Origin of the sequence: Saccharothrix sp. AJ9571 (assembly GCF_021725495.1) — a bacterium.
GTDB classification, from domain to species: Bacteria; Actinomycetota; Actinomycetes; order Mycobacteriales; family Pseudonocardiaceae; genus Amycolatopsis; species Amycolatopsis magusensis.
On sequence record NZ_CP091382.1, the window covers coordinates 4,476,095 to 4,492,949 of the forward strand.

At 70.7% G+C, this 16,855-nt stretch carries 19 protein-coding genes; 8 read left to right on the forward strand and 11 right to left on the reverse strand.

Features of this window, described 5'->3' with window-relative positions; translation table 11 throughout:
* Positions 1 to 240: 240 nt before the first annotated feature.
* The 7 genes from L3Q67_RS20560 to L3Q67_RS20590 form a co-directional block, all read right to left on the reverse strand.
* On the reverse strand, positions 241 to 813 hold the full coding sequence (locus tag L3Q67_RS20560) for a TetR/AcrR family transcriptional regulator (RefSeq protein ID WP_499191011.1): 573 nt from the start codon (positions 811 to 813) through the stop codon (positions 241 to 243).
* A 15-nt stretch (positions 814 to 828) separates the two neighbouring features.
* Complete coding sequence (locus L3Q67_RS20565) at positions 829 to 2,139, reverse strand: nucleobase:cation symporter-2 family protein (RefSeq protein ID WP_395902100.1); 1,311 nt, start codon at positions 2,137 to 2,139, stop codon at positions 829 to 831.
* A complete protein-coding gene (gene pucL, locus L3Q67_RS20570; protein WP_499191012.1) occupies positions 2,136 to 3,008 on the reverse strand; it encodes a urate oxidase in 873 nt (290 codons plus the stop codon). Before pucL ends, L3Q67_RS20565 begins: the two co-directional genes overlap by 4 nt.
* A gap of 2 nt (positions 3,009 to 3,010) precedes the next feature.
* On the reverse strand, positions 3,011 to 3,325 hold the full coding sequence (uraH, locus tag L3Q67_RS20575; RefSeq protein ID WP_499191013.1) for a hydroxyisourate hydrolase: 315 nt from the start codon (positions 3,323 to 3,325) through the stop codon (positions 3,011 to 3,013).
* Complete coding sequence (gene uraD, locus L3Q67_RS20580; protein ID WP_499191014.1) at positions 3,322 to 3,813, reverse strand: 2-oxo-4-hydroxy-4-carboxy-5-ureidoimidazoline decarboxylase; 492 nt, start codon at positions 3,811 to 3,813, stop codon at positions 3,322 to 3,324. The genes uraH and uraD overlap by 4 nt, the downstream gene beginning before the upstream one ends.
* A 61-nt stretch (positions 3,814 to 3,874) precedes the next feature.
* Entirely contained in the window at positions 3,875 to 4,261 is a 387-nt protein-coding gene (locus tag L3Q67_RS20585; RefSeq protein ID WP_499191015.1) for a helix-turn-helix domain-containing protein, read from the reverse strand.
* Entirely contained in the window at positions 4,262 to 4,507 is a 246-nt protein-coding gene (locus L3Q67_RS20590) for a YkoF family thiamine-binding protein (protein WP_499191016.1), read from the reverse strand.
* A 97-nt stretch (positions 4,508 to 4,604) separates the two neighbouring features.
* Between L3Q67_RS20590 and allB the strand changes: the two genes are divergently transcribed.
* Both allB and alc read left to right on the forward strand, forming a co-directional pair.
* Positions 4,605 to 5,927, forward strand: a complete 1,323-nt coding sequence (gene allB, locus L3Q67_RS20595) for an amidohydrolase family protein (RefSeq protein WP_499191017.1) — start codon at positions 4,605 to 4,607, stop codon at positions 5,925 to 5,927.
* Between the two features lie 12 nt (positions 5,928 to 5,939).
* A complete protein-coding gene (gene alc, locus L3Q67_RS20600) occupies positions 5,940 to 6,938 on the forward strand; it encodes an allantoicase (protein ID WP_499191598.1) in 999 nt (332 codons plus the stop codon).
* 103 nt (positions 6,939 to 7,041) lie between these two features.
* Here the strand turns inward: alc and L3Q67_RS20605 are convergent, their stop codons facing one another.
* Both L3Q67_RS20605 and L3Q67_RS20610 read right to left on the reverse strand, forming a co-directional pair.
* Positions 7,042 to 7,518: a CoA-binding protein gene (locus tag L3Q67_RS20605; protein ID WP_499191018.1), complete on the reverse strand. Its 477-nt coding sequence runs from the start codon at positions 7,516 to 7,518 to the stop codon at positions 7,042 to 7,044.
* Positions 7,515 to 8,804 carry an O-acetylhomoserine aminocarboxypropyltransferase/cysteine synthase family protein gene (locus tag L3Q67_RS20610; protein WP_499191019.1) on the reverse strand — a complete coding sequence of 430 codons (1,290 nt, stop codon included), beginning with the start codon at positions 8,802 to 8,804 and terminating at the stop codon, positions 7,515 to 7,517. Before L3Q67_RS20610 ends, L3Q67_RS20605 begins: the two co-directional genes overlap by 4 nt.
* Positions 8,805 to 8,864: 60 nt before the next feature.
* Here L3Q67_RS20610 and L3Q67_RS20615 point away from each other — a divergent pair, with 60 nt between their 5' ends.
* Positions 8,865 to 9,749, forward strand: coding sequence for an aldo/keto reductase (locus tag L3Q67_RS20615; protein WP_499191020.1), 885 nt, complete (start codon positions 8,865 to 8,867; stop codon positions 9,747 to 9,749).
* A gap of 52 nt (positions 9,750 to 9,801) precedes the next feature.
* On the opposite strand, the gene L3Q67_RS20620 is transcribed toward L3Q67_RS20615, so the two are convergent.
* Together L3Q67_RS20620 and L3Q67_RS20625 are read right to left on the reverse strand one after the other, a co-directional pair.
* Complete coding sequence (locus L3Q67_RS20620) at positions 9,802 to 10,413, reverse strand: (2Fe-2S)-binding protein (protein ID WP_499191021.1); 612 nt, start codon at positions 10,411 to 10,413, stop codon at positions 9,802 to 9,804.
* Entirely contained in the window at positions 10,410 to 11,234 is an 825-nt protein-coding gene (locus L3Q67_RS20625; RefSeq protein WP_499191022.1) for a class I SAM-dependent methyltransferase, read from the reverse strand. The genes L3Q67_RS20620 and L3Q67_RS20625 overlap by 4 nt, the downstream gene beginning before the upstream one ends.
* 285 nt (positions 11,235 to 11,519) lie before the next feature.
* On the opposite strand from L3Q67_RS20625, the gene L3Q67_RS20630 reads away from it, so the two are divergent.
* The 5 genes from L3Q67_RS20630 to ku all read left to right on the forward strand — a co-directional run bounded on the left by L3Q67_RS20630 (position 11,520) and on the right by ku (position 16,845).
* The gene (locus L3Q67_RS20630; RefSeq protein ID WP_499191023.1) at positions 11,520 to 12,851 is read left to right on the forward strand and encodes an ammonium transporter; all 1,332 of its coding nucleotides are present in this window, start codon (positions 11,520 to 11,522) and stop codon (positions 12,849 to 12,851) included.
* Positions 12,848 to 13,186 (forward strand): P-II family nitrogen regulator, encoded by a 339-nt coding sequence (locus L3Q67_RS20635; RefSeq protein WP_423584435.1) that lies wholly within the window; start codon positions 12,848 to 12,850, stop codon positions 13,184 to 13,186. Before L3Q67_RS20630 ends, L3Q67_RS20635 begins: the two co-directional genes overlap by 4 nt.
* Before the next feature lie 5 nt (positions 13,187 to 13,191).
* Positions 13,192 to 15,504, forward strand: coding sequence for a bifunctional uridylyltransferase/uridylyl-removing enzyme (locus tag L3Q67_RS20640; RefSeq protein ID WP_499191024.1), 2,313 nt, complete (start codon positions 13,192 to 13,194; stop codon positions 15,502 to 15,504).
* A gap of 109 nt (positions 15,505 to 15,613) precedes the next feature.
* On the forward strand, positions 15,614 to 15,934 hold the full coding sequence (locus L3Q67_RS20645; protein WP_499191025.1) for a hypothetical protein: 321 nt from the start codon (positions 15,614 to 15,616) through the stop codon (positions 15,932 to 15,934).
* Between the two features lie 38 nt (positions 15,935 to 15,972).
* Complete coding sequence (ku, locus tag L3Q67_RS20650) at positions 15,973 to 16,845, forward strand: Ku protein (RefSeq protein WP_499191026.1); 873 nt, start codon at positions 15,973 to 15,975, stop codon at positions 16,843 to 16,845.
* Positions 16,846 to 16,855: the final 10 nt, after the last annotated feature.

Genomic DNA, 16,855 nt, shown 5'->3' on the forward strand with positions numbered 1-16,855 from the left:
TGGCCGGGCGCCGGTTTGCTGGTGGGGGTGGGGCGCTCTGGTGCTCCGGTTTGGTGGCGGGCCCGGTTTGCTGGTGGTGGGGTGGCGTGGTGGTGGGCTGCCGTCGCCGGGGCGCCGGGGTGGTGCCGTGAATGTGGCTTTCACGGCACCGGGGGCGATTCCCCGGCTGGGGAGGGACACGAATGTGGCTTTCGGGGCGGAATCGGCCCCCAAAGCCACATTCGTGACATCGAAGAGGGGCTAGGGGGTCGGGAGGGATTTGGCGTAGGCGACGCAGGAGGCGGAGGCGGCGGTCATGGGTTCGGTGTCCCGCATGGCGCGGCACAGGACGAAGGCGCCTTCCAACGCGTTGATCACGGCGAAGGTGAGCTTCCGCGCGTCCGCCTCTGCCACGCCCAGTTGTTCGAAGGCGCGTGTGCCCGCGTCGATCCAGGCGGTGAAGACGTCCGAAGTGGCGATTCGCAGTTGTTCGTTCGTGCTGGCTACTTCCAGTGCCACCGTGGCGATCGGGCAGGCGTCCGCGTAACCGGTCTCCACGAGCATTTCGGCGGCGGCGGTGAAGAAGGTTTCGATGCCCGAGATCAAGTCGGGCGCCGGGGCGATGAGTTCGTCGATCAGGGCGATGTAGGCCATGCCCGAGGTGCGGATGACCTCCTCGCCGAGCTGTTCCTTGCCACCGGGGAAGAAGTGGTAGAGCGAGCCGAACGGCGCGTTCGCCTCGGCGACGATCTGCTTCAGCCCGGTGCCGGTGTAGCCGTTGCGGCGGAACAGCTCGGCGCCGGCGGTCATGATCCGTTCCTTGGTGTTTCCCACGACCCCAGGGTACCGCTAGAGCGATCTATCCAGAGCCGGTTCCCGCGTGCGTTCGCCGAACACCAGGTTCAGCAGTACCGCGGCCACGCACCCGGCGCTGATGCCCGAGTCGAGCACGGTCCGCACGGCCGACGGGAAGTGCTCGTAGAAGCCCGGCGCGGCGATCGGGATCAGGCCGATGCCCAGCGCCGCGGCCACCACCGCGATGTGCGCCGGCCGGTCGAACGACGCCTTCGACAGCGTCCGGATCCCGCTGACCGCGACGCTGCCGAACAACACCAGACCGGCCCCGCCGAGCACCGGCTGCGGCACCAGCGCGACGATGCCGCCCGCGATCGGGAACACGCCGAGCAGCACCAGCACCACCCCGCCCGCGGCGACCACGTACCGGCTGTACATCCTGGTCAGCGCCACCAAGCCGACGTTCTGCGCGAACGCGGTCGCGGCGAACCCGCCGAAGATGGTGCTCACCGCGGTGGCGAAGCCGTCCGCGCGCAGGCCGTCGGCGATCGTGCGCGGGGTCGACGGGCGGTCCACGATCTCGCCCAGCGCGAGCATGTCCGCCGTGCTTTCGACCATGATCACGATCATCACGATGGCCATCGACACCACCGCCGCGATGTCGAAGGCCGGGACGCCGAAGTGGAACGGGCTGGCGATGCCGAAGGCGGGCGCCTCCCGCAGCGTCGCGGTGTTCACCTCGCCGAGCGGCCACGCCAGCAGCGTGCCCACGACCAGTCCGAGCAGCAGCGCGATCCGGCTGAAGAAGCCCGGCAGGAACCGAGTGAACGCCAGCACCGCCAGCAGCGTGACTCCGGCCAGCAGCAGCCCCGACGGTGAGGCCGCGTCCTGCTGGTTCGCGATCCAGCGCACCGCGACCGGCAGCAGCGAGACACCGATCAGCGTGATCACCGTGCCGGTGACCAGCGGCGGGAAGAAGCGGGTGAGCCGGGAGAAGAACGGGGCCGCGAGCACCATCACCGCGCCGCCGATCAGCGTGGCGCCGTAGACCACGCCGAGCGCGTTCTCCCCGCCGTGCTGCTTCACGATCGCCAGCACCGGTGCCACGGTCGCGAAGGTCACGCCGTTGACCAGCGGCAGGCGCGCGCCGAACCGCCAGAACCCCAGCGTTTGCAGCAGGGTGGCGAGCCCGGCGGTGAACAGGCTCGCGCTGATCAGCAGGCTCAATTCACCGGGGCTCAGCCCGACGGCGGCGCCGATGATCAGCGGTGGCGCGACCACCCCGGCGTACATGGCGGCGACGTGCTGCACGCCGCCCGCGATCAGCTGCCCCTTGGACGGGATGGTGTCTACGGGATGAGTCACTGGACGTCCACCTCGGCTACTTCTCCGTCCCGCAGCACCGTGCCCTCGATCAGCCCGTACGGGCGGTCCGCGGCGAAGAAGACCTCGTTCTCGTTGGTCAGCCCGAACGGGCTCAGGTCGACCGGGAAGTGGTGCTTGTTCGGCAGCGAGAGCCGGATCTCGGCGATCTCGTCGCGGGCCAGCAGCGCGGCTTCACCCATGGCGTAGAGCGTCTGCTGCAGGGAGAGGCTGTGCTTGGTGGCGAAGGTTTCGAGCAGGGTGCGGCGGATCTCGCCGAAGGACGCGGCCCAGTCACCGGTGGTCCCGTGGTGGCGCCAGCGGGCGGTGACCGCGGTCGCCAGGATGCGGTCGCCGGTCTCGGCCAGGGTGGTGTACCGGTCGCGGGGGAACCCGTGGAACTCCGAGCCGGTGGACTTGAGCACGGTCAGGCCGGTCAGGCCGGAGATCACCCGGACCCGGTCGCCGTCGAAGGTGACCTCGGTGGTCCGGCGTTCGTCCCCGGAGCGGGAGAAGGAGTGGTCGTGCGGTTCGCCGTCGACGCTGATGCGCTGCCAGCCGTGCTCCTCGATCCGGATGCGCGCGCCGGTGATGTGGCTGAACTCGCCGGTGAAGTGCCTGCCCAGGCGCAGCGCGAAGTCCTCGATCTCGCCGACCGGCTCCTGCTTGGCGAAGGCGTAGACGGTGTTCTTCTGCGTGTCGGTGGCCACCACGTCGGAGTTGTCGCCGGTGAGGTGGGTGCGTTCGAGGCGTCCCCGCAGCGCGGTCGACACGGTGAGGTCGCGGAGTTCGTGCACCGGACCCGAGCGCCGCACGGTGACCATCCGGACTTCGGCTTTCCCGTACTGGTTCGGCCCCAGCGTGATCCCCACGGTCAGCTCCCCCGGTAAGTGGAGTAGGCGAACGGGCTGAGCAGCAGCGGCACGTGGTGGTGCGCGCCGGGATCGCTGATCCGGAAGGTCAGCGACACCTCGGGGAAGAAGGCGTCCGGCCCGAGGTAGGAGCCGGTGTCGAAGGTGAGCCGGTAGACCCCGGCGGGCAGGGTTTCCGGGCCGAGGTCGCGGATGCGGCCGTCGTCGTCGGTCCGTCCCTTCGCGACGGTGGTGGTCCCGTCGGAGAGCTCCACCTCGATCCCGGCCGCCGGGCGGCCGGTCGCGGTGTCGAGGACGTGGGTGGTCACCAGGCTCATGCGACGGCCTTTCCCAAGCGCAGTACGGCGATCTTGCTCAGTTCCCGACCGGCGACGGTGATCTCCTCGGCCGGGTCGTTGTCCATTCTGGACCGCAGGTCGGCGAGCAGTTCGGCGCCGCCGCGCCCGCTCGCGCACACCAGGTACACCCAGCCGAAGCGCTCCTCGTAGGCGGCGTTCGCGGCCCGGAACTCGGCGGCGGCTCGATCGTCCACTCCGGACTGTTCCGAGCGTGACCAGTCGGACGAAGTACCTTTGGTGTCAGGCTTTTCGCCGATCCGGGGGTGGTCCGCGATGGCGAGGTGGACCTCGTCGGCGGTGAGTGGATCGGCCGCCTTCGCCGCGGTGTCCAGCAGGGCTTCGCGGTCGGCGTACGGGCGCGCGGCCAGCACGGCGTCCGCCCACCGTGGAACGGCGAGGCAGGCCAGCAGCAGTGCGCGTGCTTCGGCGGTGGTGGCTTCGTTGAACCCGGCCAGATCGACAGTCACGGGCGGCTCCCGGGTCGGGGCGTGGTGGTTGGGAGACGGTACGTCGAGCTTCAGGCGGGCGTCAACAACTTGTTGAATTCCGGTCTTCTGGCTGATCTCGGTTCAGGTAGTTGTAAACGGTGAACCGGGTGACCCCGAGCGATTCGGCGATGGTGGCCACGCCTTTCCGCATGGTGAAAGCACCGCGTTCTTCCAGCAGCCGCACGGCCCGTTGCTTCCCGGCCCGGTCCAGCAGGTGCAGTTCGCCCCCGAGTTCGGCTTCCACCTCGTGCACCAGTCGCCCCAGCGCACCCGTCAGCTCGGCGCCGGGCAGCCGGACCGCGCCGACGAGTTCACCCTCCCAGCGCAGCGGCACGTCCTCGGGGCGCCGGTCGGCCGGGGCGACCAGGGTGGCGTCGATGCGGTCCAGCAGGGGCGCGATCGCGGTCACCAGCGGGTGCTCGGGCATTCAGCCGTCCCTGGTGTCGCGCAGTTGGAGGGTCAGCCGGGTGGCGCCACCGGTCAGCGCGGCACGGGCGATCTTGGGCAGGGCGGCCAGCACGGCCTCGGCCTCACCGCGGACCGAGGTGCCGAGCGGGCCGAAGTCCGTTTCCAGGCCCGCGGCCAGCGCGGCCTGCCGGGCCAGCTCGGCGTGTTCCGGGGGCGGGCCCTCGCCGAGGAAGGGCTCCGTGGTGAACTCCGCTTCCAGTTCCACGCCGCGACGGTAACCCGCGCGACGCGGATTTTGTAGGTTCCTCCATTGACCCGTCACGCGCTTCGTGCGGAAAGTGATCACCGGAAGGGAGCCGAGAGTGGACCTGGTCTTGCGAGCGCCGAGGGTGATCACCCCCGACGGGGAGGTCGCGCGGGCGGTCGGGGTGACCGGCGGCCGGATCACCGCGATCGAACCGCTGGACGCCGGGCTTTCCGCCGATCGGGTGGTCGAGCTGGACGGGGACGTGGTGCTGCTGCCCGGGCTGGTGGACAGCCACGTGCACGTCAACGACCCCGGGCGCAGCGAGTGGGAGGGCTTCGGGACGGCCACCGCCGCGGCCGCGGCCGGCGGGGTCACCACGATCGTGGACATGCCGCTGAACAGCCTGCCGCCCACGGTCGACGTGGCCGCGCTGGAGGTCAAGCGGAAGTCGGCCGAGGGCCGCGTGCACGTCGACGTCGGGTTCTGGGGTGGCGCGATCCCCGGCAAGCTGGACCAGTTGCCCGCGTTGCACGAAGCCGGTGTGTTCGGCTTCAAGTGCTTCCTGCTGCACTCCGGCGTGGACGAGTTCCCGCCGCTGGACGCCGCCGGACTCGCGGATGGCCTGCGCACGGTCCGCGAGATCGACGCGATGATGATCGTGCACGCCGAGGACTCCGACGAGATCGAGCGCGCCCCCGAGGTGACCGGCGGGCACTACGCCGACTTCCTGCGGTCCCGGCCGCGTGGCGCGGAGAACCTGGCGATCGCGCACGTGCTCGACGAAGCCCGGCGGACCGGAGCGCGGGTGCACATCCTGCACCTGTCCTCCTCGGACGCCCTGCCGATGCTCGCCGAGGCCCGCCGCGACGGCGTCCGGGTTACCGTGGAGACCTGCCCGCACTACCTGAGCTTCATCGCCGAGGAGATCGTCGACGGTGCGACGCAGTTCAAGTGCTGCCCGCCGATCCGCGAGGCGGCGAACCGCGAACTGCTCTGGCAGGGGCTCGCCGACGGTGTGATCGACTGCGTGGTCAGCGACCACTCGCCGTGCACCCCCGAGCTGAAGCGGTTCGACAGCGGCGACTTCGGTGAAGCCTGGGGCGGGATTTCGAGCCTGCAGGTCGGCCTGCCCGCGGTGTGGACGCAGGCCCGCGCACGCGGCCATTCGCTGGCCGACGTCGTGCGCTGGATGGCGCTGCGGCCCGCCGAGCTGACGGGACTGCGGCACAAGGGCCGGATCGAGGTGGGCGCGGACGCCGACTTCTGCGTGTTCGCCCCCGACGAGGCTTTCGTGGTCGACGTGGCGAAGCTCCGGCACCGCAACCCGGTGAGCGCGTACCACGGGCGGCCGCTGGCCGGCGTGGTGCGCGGCACCTGGCTGCGGGGCCGGGAGATCACCGGGGAGCAGCCGTTCGGCGAGCTCCTGACCCGATCGTGACCGAGAGGAGTGCTGGTGACTGACCGTCCTGAATGGACATCCGAGCCGGATCTGGCCTCGCGCCGCAACGGCGGTGGCGTGGTGTGGGCGAACGACGAGCTGTTCGCCGAACGGGAGAACCTGATCAAGCCGGGGCGCGCGGAGTTCCAGCCGTGGAGCTTCGGGCACAAGGGGCAGGTCTACGACGGCTGGGAGACCCGGCGGCGCCGGGAGGACGGGGCCGACCAGGCCGTGGTGCGCCTGGGCCTGCCGGGCAGGATCACCGGCGTGGTGGTCGACACGGCGTTCTTCACCGGCAACTACCCGCCCTACGCCTCGGTGGAGGCGGTCGCCGCCGACGGGTATCCGAGCCCGGCCGAGCTGGCGGACCTGGAGTGGGACACCGTCGTGCCGCGGTCGCCGCTGCGGGGTGACTCGGAGAACTTCTTCGAGACGGTGTTCACCAAGCGGTACACCCACGCGCGGCTGACCATCTACCCCGACGGCGGGGTGGCGCGGTTCCGGGTGCACGGCAGGCCGGTGGCCGATCCGTCGCTGCTGAACCCGGGTGCACTGGACCTGGCCGCGCTGGAGAACGGCGCCAGGGTGGTCGGCTGCAGCAACATGTTCTACTCGTCGCCGAGCAACCTGATCGCGCCCGGCTTCGCCGCGGTGATGGGGGAGGGCTGGGAAACCGCCCGCCGCCGCGACGACGGCAACGACTGGGTGTCGGTCGAACTGGCCGGTGAAGGCGTGCCGCGGCTGGCGGAGCTGGACACCACCCACTTCAAGGGCAACGCGCCCGGCTGGGCCTCGCTGAGCGGATCGGTCGACGGCCACGAATGGTTCGAGGTGCTGCCGAAGACCCGGTTGCAGCCGGACACGCGACACCGGTTCCCGCTGCCGGACGCCCAGGCCACCTCGTACGTACGCCTGGACGTCTACCCGGACGGCGGCATGGCACGCCTGCGCCTGCTCGGCGGTCTGACCGACCGGGGCCGCGCCACACTGGAACAGCGCTACCAAACCTAAACCAAACCCGGCCCCCAGCCACCCGCCGAATGCTATGAGTGGGGCATTACTTGCAATGAATGCAAGTAATGCCCCACTCATAGCGTTTGCCCGGGGGCGGGAGCTAGGTGAAGTCGGCGCGTTTGGAGCTGATGACGCCGGTGTCGAAGCCCGCCAGGTGCAGGCCGCCGGCGAAGCGGGCGTGCTCGATCTTCACGCACCGGTTCATCACCACGTCCAGGCCCGTGCCGGCCGCCCGGTCCGCGACCGGTTCGTGCCGCAGCCCGAGTTGCAGCCACAGCGTCCGGGCGCCGGCCTCGATGACCTCCTCGGCCACGCCGGGGAGGTCATCGTGCTTCCGGAACACGCTCACCAGGTCGACGTCGGGCACCTCGGCCAGCGACGGGTAGACCGGCTGCCCGAGCAACTCGTCGAGCCGCGGGTTCACGAAGTGCACGCGGTACCGGCTCGACGAGAGCAGGTACGAAGCCACGAAGAAGCTCGGCCGCGCCGGGTTCGCCGAGGCGCCGACGATCGTCACGGACTCGGTGCGCGTCAGCAGGCCGCGGCGCTCGCGTGCGGTCGGCTCGGTCCAGCTCATCCGCGCACCGCCTGGTCCAGGGCCTGATCGAGGTCCCACAGGATGTCGTCGGTGTCCTCCAGGCCGACCGACAGGCGGACCAGGTCCGGCCCCACACCGCCCGCGCGCAACTGCTCGTCCGAGAGCTGCTGGTGCGTGGTCGACGCCGGGTGGATCACCAGCGTGCGCGCGTCCCCGACGTTCGCCAGGTGCGACAGCAGTTCCACCGATTCGACGAACTTCTCCCCAGCGGCCCGGCCACCGCGCACCCCGAACGAGAACACCGCGCCGGGGCCGTCGGGCAGGTACTTCCGCGCGCGTTCGTGGTGCGGGTGCGACGGCAGGCCCGCGTAGCTCACCCAGGCGACCCGATCGTCGGCTTCCAGGTACTCGGCGACCTTGCGCGCGTTCGCCACGTGCTCGGTCATCCGCTGCGCGAGCGTTTCGACGCCTTGCAGCAGCAGGAAAGCCGAATGCGGGGAGAGCACCGCGCCGATGTCCCGCAGTTGTTCGACGCGCAGCCGGGTGCAGAAGGCGTACTCCCCGAAGTTCTCCCAGTACTTCAGGCCGCCGTAGCTGTCCACCGCCTCGGTCATCCGCGGGAACTTCCCGTTGCCCCAGTCGAACTTCCCCGACTCGACCACGATGCCGCCGAGCGTGGTGCCGTGGCCGCCGAGGAACTTCGTCGCCGAGTGCAGCACGATGTCCGCGCCGTGCTCGATCGGGCGGCAGAGGAAGGGCGTGGCCAGCGTGGCGTCCACGACCAGCGGGAGGTCGTGCGCGTGCGCCAGGTCGGCGAGCCCGCCGAGGTCCGCGATCGCGCCACTGGGATTGCCGATGACCTCGGCGTAGAGCAGGCGGGTCCGGTCGGTGATCGCCGCCGCGTAGCCGTCCAGCGCGGTGCCGCTGACGAAGGTGGTGTCCACCCCGAACCGCCGCAGCGTCCCGTCGAGCTGGGTGATCGTGCCGCCGTAGAGATCGCTCGCCGCGACGATGTGGTCGCCCGATTCGGCCAGCGCGGCGAAGGTGAGGAACTCGGCGGCCTGCCCGCTGCTGGTGGCCACGCCGCCGATCGCGCCCTCCAGGCTGGCGAGCCGTTCCTCGAAGGCGGCCACCGTGGGGTTGCCGATCCGGCTGTAGATGTTGCCGTACTTCTGCAGCGCGAACAGCGAAGCGGCGTCGGCGGTGTCTTCGAAGACGAAGCTGGTGGTCTGGTAGATCGGCACCGCGCGGGCGCCGGTGGTGCGGTCGGGCGTGCCGCCGGCGTGCAGGGCGCGGGTGCGAAAGCCCCAGGAGCGCTCGTTCATCGACCGCGACGGTACTCGGGAACATCACCGGGTAGCCAGTGGTTGGCCATCGTGTTCCACATGTCGAAGCAGGGAGCGATACACGTGACGAACAGTGCGACACCGGGTGGGGTCTTCCGGATCGGCGGCGACCTGCCCGTGCACCGGCTGGGCTACGGGGCGATGCAGATCACCGGTGACGGCGTCTGGGGCGAGCCCGCCGACCGCGACGGCGCGCTGGCCGTGCTCCGGCGCACGGTCGACCTCGGCGTCAACTTCATCGACACCGCCGACTCCTACGGCCCCGACGTCAGCGAAGAGCTGATCCGCGAGGCGCTGCACCCCTACCCCGAAGACCTGGTCATCGCGACCAAGGCCGGGCTGACCCGTACCGGGCCGGGTCAGTGGATCCCCGTCGGCAGGCCCGCCTACCTGCGCCAGCAGCTCGAACTGAGCCTGCGCAAGCTGGGCGTGGACCGCATCGACCTGTTCCAGCTGCACCGGATCGACCCCGAGGTGCCGCTGGCCGACCAGGTCGGTGAGCTGAAGCTGCTCCAGCAGGAGGGCAAGGTCCGGCACATCGGGCTGTCCCAGGTCGGCGTCGCCCAGCTGGTCGAGGCCTCGCAGACCGCCGAGATCGCCACCGTGCAGAACCTCTACAACCTGACCGACCGGGGCTACGAGGACGTCCTCGACTACGCCACCGAGCACGGCATCGGCTTCATCCCGTGGTTCCCGATCGCCACCGGGGAACTGGCCAAGCCGGGCAGCGTGCTGGAGCAGGCCGCGAAGGACCACGGCTCGACCCCGGCCCAGCTGGCGCTGGCCTGGCTGCTGCGGCGGTCGCCGGTGGTGCTGCCGATCCCGGGCACCCGCTCGGTGGCGCACCTGGAGGAGAACGTCGCCGCCGCCCAGATCGAACTGACCGACGCCGAGTTCGAGGCGCTTTCCGCGCTCGGTTCCTAAGCGCCGCTGTCTCCCGTGACCTCGCCGCCACGCCGGAGGCGTGGCCAAAATCTCAGCCGAAACCCCGGAGGCGTTCCGCGCGTTCCTCCGGGGTTTGGCGCGGGCAGCTCGCGCACTTCTCCGCGCGCGGGATCTCGTAGATCAGGCAGCAGGAGGCCCTTTTCACGATGGTGGTCCGGCCGACCTGGGTGAACCGCGGTCGCGGCAGGTTCGGCCCGATGGCTTCGGCGAGCTGCCCGGCCAGGTCGACGGCCCTGGCCGCGTCGCCGGACCAGAGCAGCCGGTTCGCGATCGAGTCGGTGGCGATGGCCCACAGCGCGTTCTCGGTGGCGCCGCACACCTCGCTCATCGGCGGGATGACGGCCGAGAGCATGGCGTGCATCGCCCGGCCCAGTTCGAGCACGCCGCCGTCGAGCACGCGGTCCGAGCGCGCTTCGATGTAGCGGCCGTCGGGCTGCATGGTGAGCGTCAGCGCGTCGAGTGACGGGTCGGCGATCTTGCCGGTGAACAGCGATTCGGTCGAGGGCGCCACGAGCACCGAGGACGCCGAGTACCAGCGGACCGTGCCCAGCACCCGCGGCCCGGCCGACCGGCCGTACATCCGCTCGGCGGTCTTCAGGTCCTCGCGCAGCCAGGCAGGGTCGGCGAGCACGGTCGCTTTCATCGAAACACCGACAAGGTGAAGGAGCCGGTGACGTCCACCGGCTCGGTGATCTCGGCCAGCCGTTCCGCCCGGCCGTCCCGGTGCAGGTGGTGCGCCGCCGGTCCCATGCCGACGACCTGCCGCACCGCCGCCGGTTCGAGCTGTAGCCGGTAGCTGATCTCCTCGCGGTGGTCGAGGGCGAAGTGCGCGGCGAGCGAGCTGTCCAAGCGCTGCTCCTTGTCCTCCCCGATGCCCAGCACCGCCGAGCCCAGCTCCGCGAGGTGCCCGGGATTGGGGGAGACCACGACCAGCGCGCCATCCGGCCGCAGCACCCGGCGGAACTCCGAAGCGTTGCGCGGCGCGAAAACATTGAGCACCACCGACGCGGCACCGTCGGCGACCGGCCACGGCTCCCACAGGTTCCACACCGCGGCCCCGATCGCCGGATGCGCCTTGGCGGCCCGCCGCAGGGCGATCGCGGAGACGTCCAGCGCGAGTCCGTACGAGTCCTCGGGCAACGCCTGCGCGAGGTAGTACCCGGTGCCCGCCCCCGCGTCGACGACCAAACCGGGTTCTCGACAAAGGCGCGCGACCTGAACGGCGACCGCCTCCGCGAGCGGCCGGTAGTGCCCGGCAGCCAGGAACCCGACCCGTGCCGCGACCATCTCGGCGGTGTCCGCTGTCCCGGCGGGGATCTTGGCGTGCAACAGGTTCACGTAACCCTGCTTCGCCAGATCGAAGGAATGCCCGCGCTCGCACCGCAACGCGCGCCCCTGTTCGACGAGGGGTTCGCCGCACACCGAACACCGCAACGCGCGGACGACCGGCTCGGGCAAGTGCATGCGCCCATTCGATCACGAGTCCCCCACCGCGCGCCGTGGCCGGTGGCTGAACGCCGTTACGTCGTTCGGCTCAGTACGCCGCCACCCGGCCTGACCTGCGCCGGGCGCCGACCATAACGGTTCCGTTTCGGGAACGGACACCAACGGCCGAGTAGTGGGAAACGTACCCGTAACAAAGGGCGCACCCGGGTTCACAGAGCCGAAACGTCCCTGGTCATCCCGTGCAACACGACTTTCCCATGATTTGCCGCAATTGCGAATCGGCGATCTTCTCGAGGAGGAAGCGTGGAAGGGAATACGGCCTGGTTGCTCACCAGCGCCGCCCTGGTGCTGCTCATGGTCCCAGGGCTGGCGTTCTTCTACGGGGGGATGGTCCGATCCAAGAGCGTGCTGAACATGCTCATGATGAGCTTCGGCTCACTGGGCGTGGTGGGTGTGCTGTGGGTGGTCTTCGGTTATTCGGCCACCTTCGGGGACGACATCGGCGCCGGTCTGCTCGGTGACCCGTTCGAGGCGCTCGGCCTCAGCGGCCTGATGGGCGCGGAAACCCTGTCCAGCACGGGATTCGCCGCCTTCCAGGCGATGTTCGCCATCCTCACCGTGGCGCTGATCTCCGGCGCGGTGGCCGACCGGGTGCGCTTCGGCACCTGGCTGCTGTTCGCCGGTCTGTGGGCGACCATCGTCTACTTCCCGGTGGCGCACTGGGTCTTCGCCTTCGACGCCACCGACGACGTGACCGGCGAGACCACCAAGTCCGGTGGCTGGATCGCCAACGACCTCGGCGCGCTGGACTTCGCCGGTGGTACCGCGGTGCACATCAACGCCGGTGCCGCGGCGCTGGCGCTGGTGCTGGTGATCGGCAAGCGGGTTGGCTGGCCCAAGGAGCCGATGAAGCCGCACAACCTGCCGTTCGTCATGCTCGGCGCGGGCCTGCTGTGGTTCGGCTGGTTCGGCTTCAACGCCGGTTCGGCGCTGGCGGCGAACAACATCGCCGGTGTCGCGTTCATCAACACCCTCACCGCGACCTCGGCCGCGCTGCTCGGCTGGCTGCTCATCGAGCGCATCCGCGACGGGCACGCCACCAGCCTCGGCGCCGCGTCCGGCGTGGTGGCCGGGCTGGTCGCGATCACCCCGGCGTGTGCCTTCGTCGACACCTGGGGCGCGTTGTCCATCGGCGCCATCGCCGGCATCCTCTGCGCGCTGGCGGTCAGCCTCAAGTACCGCTTCGGCTTCGACGACTCGCTCGACGTGGTCGGCGTGCACCTGGTCGGCGGCCTGGTCGGCACCCTGCTGATCGGCTTCTTCGGCACGGTCGGCGTGAACGAGGGCAGCAAGGACGGCCTGTTCTACGGCGGCGGTCTCGAACTGCTCGGCACGCAGGCGATCGGCGCGTTCTCGGTGCTCGGTTACTCGTTCGTGGTCACCGCGATCATCGGCCTGCTGCTCAAGTTCACCCTCGGCTTCCGGCTCCCGAAGGACGAAGAGGTCGTCGGCATCGACGAGGCGGAGCACGCCGAGACGGCCTACGAGTTCGGCGGCGGCCGGGGCGGGCGCGCCGCGACCACGGGTTCCGGGGTGTCCGGGACGGCCAAGAAGCTCGAGGGGAGCAAGGCATGAAGCTCATCACCGCGATCGTCAAGCCCTTCACGCTCGACGACATCCGCTCGGCGCTGGAACAGCTCGGTGTCCTCGGCATGACGGTGAGCGAGGTCCAGGGGTACGGCAGGCAGAAGGGCCACACCGAGGTCTACCGCGGGGCCGAGTACGCGGTCGACTTCGTCGCCAAGATCCGGGTCGAGGTGGTCACCGACGACGCCAACGTGGAGAAGGTGATCGAAGCGATCGTCGACGCCGCGCACACCGGCAAGATCGGTGACGGCAAGGTCTGGGTGACCTCGGTCGAGACGGTGGTCCGGGTACGGACCGGCGAGCGCGGGACGGACGCGCTGTAGAAACCGTGGACGCCGGGGAGCTGGTTGAAGCAGCGAAGAAGCTGCTGGAGGGCCGCCACGGGCGGTTGGGCGCGGCGGCCCTCCGAGCGGCTTTGGTGGATCTCTACGAGTTCTGGCTGAGCCGTGCCGCCACGGCGGCCGGCGTGGACACCGCGGAACCGGGTGTCGCGCTGGTCGCCGTCGGCGGGCTCGGCCGCCGGGAGCTGGTGCCGTTCTCGGATCTGGACCTGGTGCTGGTGCACAACGGGAACACCGGTGTCGGAGACATCGCCGACGCGATCTGGTACCCGCTGTGGGACGCGCGGATTGGTCTCGACCATTCCGTGCGCACGCCGGGGGAGGCGTTGAAGGTGGCGGCGGAGGACCTCCGCACCGCGGTCGGCCTCCTGGACGCCCGGTACCTGGCCGGCGACCGCGAACTGGCCGACCGGCTGGCTTCCGCCGCGCGCGAGGCCTGGCGGCGGACCGCCCGCAAACGCCTGGAGGAGTTGGCCGTTTCGGCGCGCCAGCGCTGGAAGCGCAGCGGGGAGATCGCGCAGTCGGCGGCTCCCGATCTCAAGCACGGGCGCGGCGGGCTGCGTGATCTGGGCCTGCTCGACGCCTTCGCCGCGGCCCAGCTCGCCGATCGGCCGGGCGAAGAACTGCTGGCGGCCAAGGAACTCCTGCTCGACGTCCGCACGGAGTTGCGGCGTGAACTCCGCCGGGACCGGGACGTGCTGAGCCCGCCCGACGCGGAGACCGTCGCCGCGGAACTCGGCTTCGGTGATCGGTTCACGTTGGCGCGCAAGCTTTCCGGTGCGGGCCGCGCGGTCAGCTACGCGGTCGACACCGTGTTGCGCTCGGTCGAGGTCGCGCCGAGGACGCGGTTCGGCAGGCGCCCGGCTCGCACGCCGCTGGACGACGGCGTGGTGTTGCACGGCAACGAGGTCTCGCTGGCCAGGGACGCTGTTCCGGCCCGCGATCCGGCCTTGCTGCTGCGGGTGGCGGCGGCTTCCGCGCGCACCGGGCGGCCGATCGCCCAGGGCACCCTGCGCACCCTCGCCGACTCCGCTCCGGAACTGCGCGCCCCGTGGCCGGCTGGTGCCAGGGACGCGCTGACCGAACTGCTGGGTGCGGGCGAAGGTCTGCTGGACGCCGTCGAGGCGCTGGACCGGACCGGGTTGTGGGCGCGGTTGTTCCCGGAGTGGGGTGCCGTGCGGGACCTCCCGCCACGCGAACCCGTGCACTCCTGGACGGTCGACCGGCACCTGGTGCAGGCGTGTGTCGAAGCGGCCAAGCTGACCACCACGGTGTCCCGGCCCGACCTGCTGCTGCTGGGCGCGTTGCTCCACGACATCGGCAAGGGTCGCACGGCCGACCACTCCGAACTGGGTGCCAAGATCGCCGCACAGGTGGCCACCAGGATCGGACTGTCCGAAGTGGACACCGCGGTGGTGGGCGCCATGGTGCGCCACCACCTGCTGCTGCCGGACACCGCCACCCGCCGCGACATCAGCGAACCGGCCACCGTGCAGCGCGTGGTGAAGACGCTGGACCACGACCCGCTGCTGGTGGACCTGCTGCAGGCGCTGGCCAAGGCCGATTCACTGGCCACCGGCCCCGGCGTGTGGACCGAGTGGAAGTCCGGCCTGATCGCCGAACTCGCCGGACGCTGCCGGGAAGCACTGCAGGGCAAGGTGCTCGGTTCACCGCAGCCGCTGGACAGCGCGCAACGCGAACTGGTCGAGCGGGCCACGGTCTCCGGTCAGCCGCAGGTGGACATCTCGTCCGAAGGCAACGTCGCCACCGTCGTGCTCGCCGCGCCCACCCAGTCGGAGCTGCTCGCACCGGCGGCGGGCGTGCTCGCCTTGCACTCGCTGGAAGTGCACACGGCGATGCTGCACGGGCACAACGGCGGCCGGGTCGGCGTGTTCACCGCGTCGCCGAAGTTCGGCTCGCTGCCCGATGTGACGCTGCTGCGGGAGCAGTTCGCCCGTGCGCTGGGCGGAGCGCTGCCGTTGACGCAGAAACTCGCCGCGAAGGAGCGCGACTACGCCAGTGCCGCGGTCGAGACCAGCGGGCCGAAAGTGCTCTGGTTCGACGACGAGACCAGCGGTTCCACCACGGTGGTGCTCGAACTGCGGGCCACCGACCGGATCGGGCTGCTCTACCACGTGGCGGGCGCGCTGCGGCGGTGCGAGGCGGAGGTGCGCTGGGCCAAGGTCGCCACGCTCGGCGCGGCCGTGGTCGACTCGTTCGCCATCGCGCCGCGCCACGGCAGGCTCGACCGCGAATGGCGGGACCTGATCGAGCAGGCGGTGCTCGCGGCAGCGAGCTGACCTGCCTGTTCGGGGTGTCGCGCGAATCGCGGCGGGTGACGGTGGCAGTATGTCGCCGTCGGTGTGGCCTGGCGGATCGTGGCGAGTGGGCGGTGACATGGGTGACAGGATGAGCGGACCGGTGATCCCCGGCTCGATCGTGGCCGCGCACCTGGAGGCCTGCGCCGCCGAACTGGCGGGCACCGCCGAGGTCGGCACCGCCGGTGAACTCGCCGATGTGCTCGAACACCTCGCCGCCGGGCAGCGCCAGCTCTCGCTCGCACTGACGCGGCTGGCCGGTGTGGTGCGCGGCAGCCAGGTCGACGGCGCGCTGACCGAGGTGCTGGAAGCCGCCGCCAGCGCGGCCGGGTACTCCGCCGACGCGATCGCGGAGAGTGAGCCGGTGCTCGGCGCACTGCTGCAAACAGCCGACGAGGACACCCGTTTGTAGCTGGTGAGGGCCGCTTTCGCCGGATTACGCTCGAACACATGCGCGCGGTGTGGAAAGGCACGATCGGATTCGGCGCGTACGCCATCCCGGTGAAGGCGTACAGCGCCACCTCCGACCGCGCCTCCGGCCTGACCCAGGTGCACCTGACCGACGGCGGCCGCATCCAGCACCGGCGCTTCTGCGAGGCCGACGGCGCCGAGGTGCCGCCCGGCGAGGTCGGCAAGGGTTTCCCGCTGGTGGGCGGGGACGTGGTGGTGCTCTCCGAGGAGGACCTGGCCTCGCTGCCGCTGGCCACCGCGCATTCGATCGACGTGCTCTCGTTCGTGCCGATGGAGCAGGTCGACCCGGTCTACTTCGCCAGGACCTACTACCTCGAGCCGGAGGTCGCCGGTACCAAGGCCTACGTGCTGCTCAGCGAGGCCATGCAGCAGGCGGGCCGGGTGATGGTGGTCAAGGTCGCCCTGCGCCAGCGCGAGACGCTGGCCGTGATCCGCGTACGCGACCAGCTCCTGCTGCTGGAGACGATGCTCTGGCCGGACGAGGTGCGCGAGCCGGACTTCCCGTTCCAGCACGAGGACATCGACGTGCACGTGTCCGAGGTCCGGCTGGCGGCCCGGCTGATCGACCGGCTGGCCGGTGACTTCGAGCCGGAGAACTACGTCGACCACTACCAGTCCGCGCTGAACGACCTGATCACCGCGAAGGCCGACGGCGGCGAGGTCGCGCGACCGGCCGCGGCCGTGCAGAACGCCGGGGTCACCGCCCTGCTGGCCGCGTTGCAGTCCGGCGCCGAGGTGCACGAGGGCGGCAGTCCGATCGAACGGGCCCGGAACGCGGCGGAAAAGGCCGCCGAGGCCGCCCAAGCCGCCAAACGAGCCGCTGGGCGGAAGACCGAGCCCGTCACCGAGTGACCGATCCGGC

Coding starts and splice junctions, on each gene's coding strand:
- uraH (WP_499191013.1), bottom strand. CDS start 3,325: ATGAGCCTGGTGACCACCCACGTCCTCGACACCGCGACCGGCCGCCCG.
- L3Q67_RS20645 (WP_499191025.1), top strand. CDS start 15,614: ATGAGCGGACCGGTGATCCCCGGCTCGATCGTGGCCGCGCACCTGGAG.
- L3Q67_RS20585 (WP_499191015.1), bottom strand. CDS start 4,261: ATGCCCGAGCACCCGCTGGTGACCGCGATCGCGCCCCTGCTGGACCGC.
- L3Q67_RS20625 (WP_499191022.1), bottom strand. CDS start 11,234: ATGCACTTGCCCGAGCCGGTCGTCCGCGCGTTGCGGTGTTCGGTGTGC.
- L3Q67_RS20620 (WP_499191021.1), bottom strand. CDS start 10,413: ATGAAAGCGACCGTGCTCGCCGACCCTGCCTGGCTGCGCGAGGACCTG.
- ku (WP_499191026.1), top strand. CDS start 15,973: ATGCGCGCGGTGTGGAAAGGCACGATCGGATTCGGCGCGTACGCCATC.
- L3Q67_RS20635 (WP_423584435.1), top strand. CDS start 12,848: ATGAAGCTCATCACCGCGATCGTCAAGCCCTTCACGCTCGACGACATC.
- L3Q67_RS20615 (WP_499191020.1), top strand. CDS start 8,865: ATGTCGAAGCAGGGAGCGATACACGTGACGAACAGTGCGACACCGGGT.
- L3Q67_RS20605 (WP_499191018.1), bottom strand. CDS start 7,518: ATGAGCTGGACCGAGCCGACCGCACGCGAGCGCCGCGGCCTGCTGACG.
- L3Q67_RS20610 (WP_499191019.1), bottom strand. CDS start 8,804: ATGAACGAGCGCTCCTGGGGCTTTCGCACCCGCGCCCTGCACGCCGGC.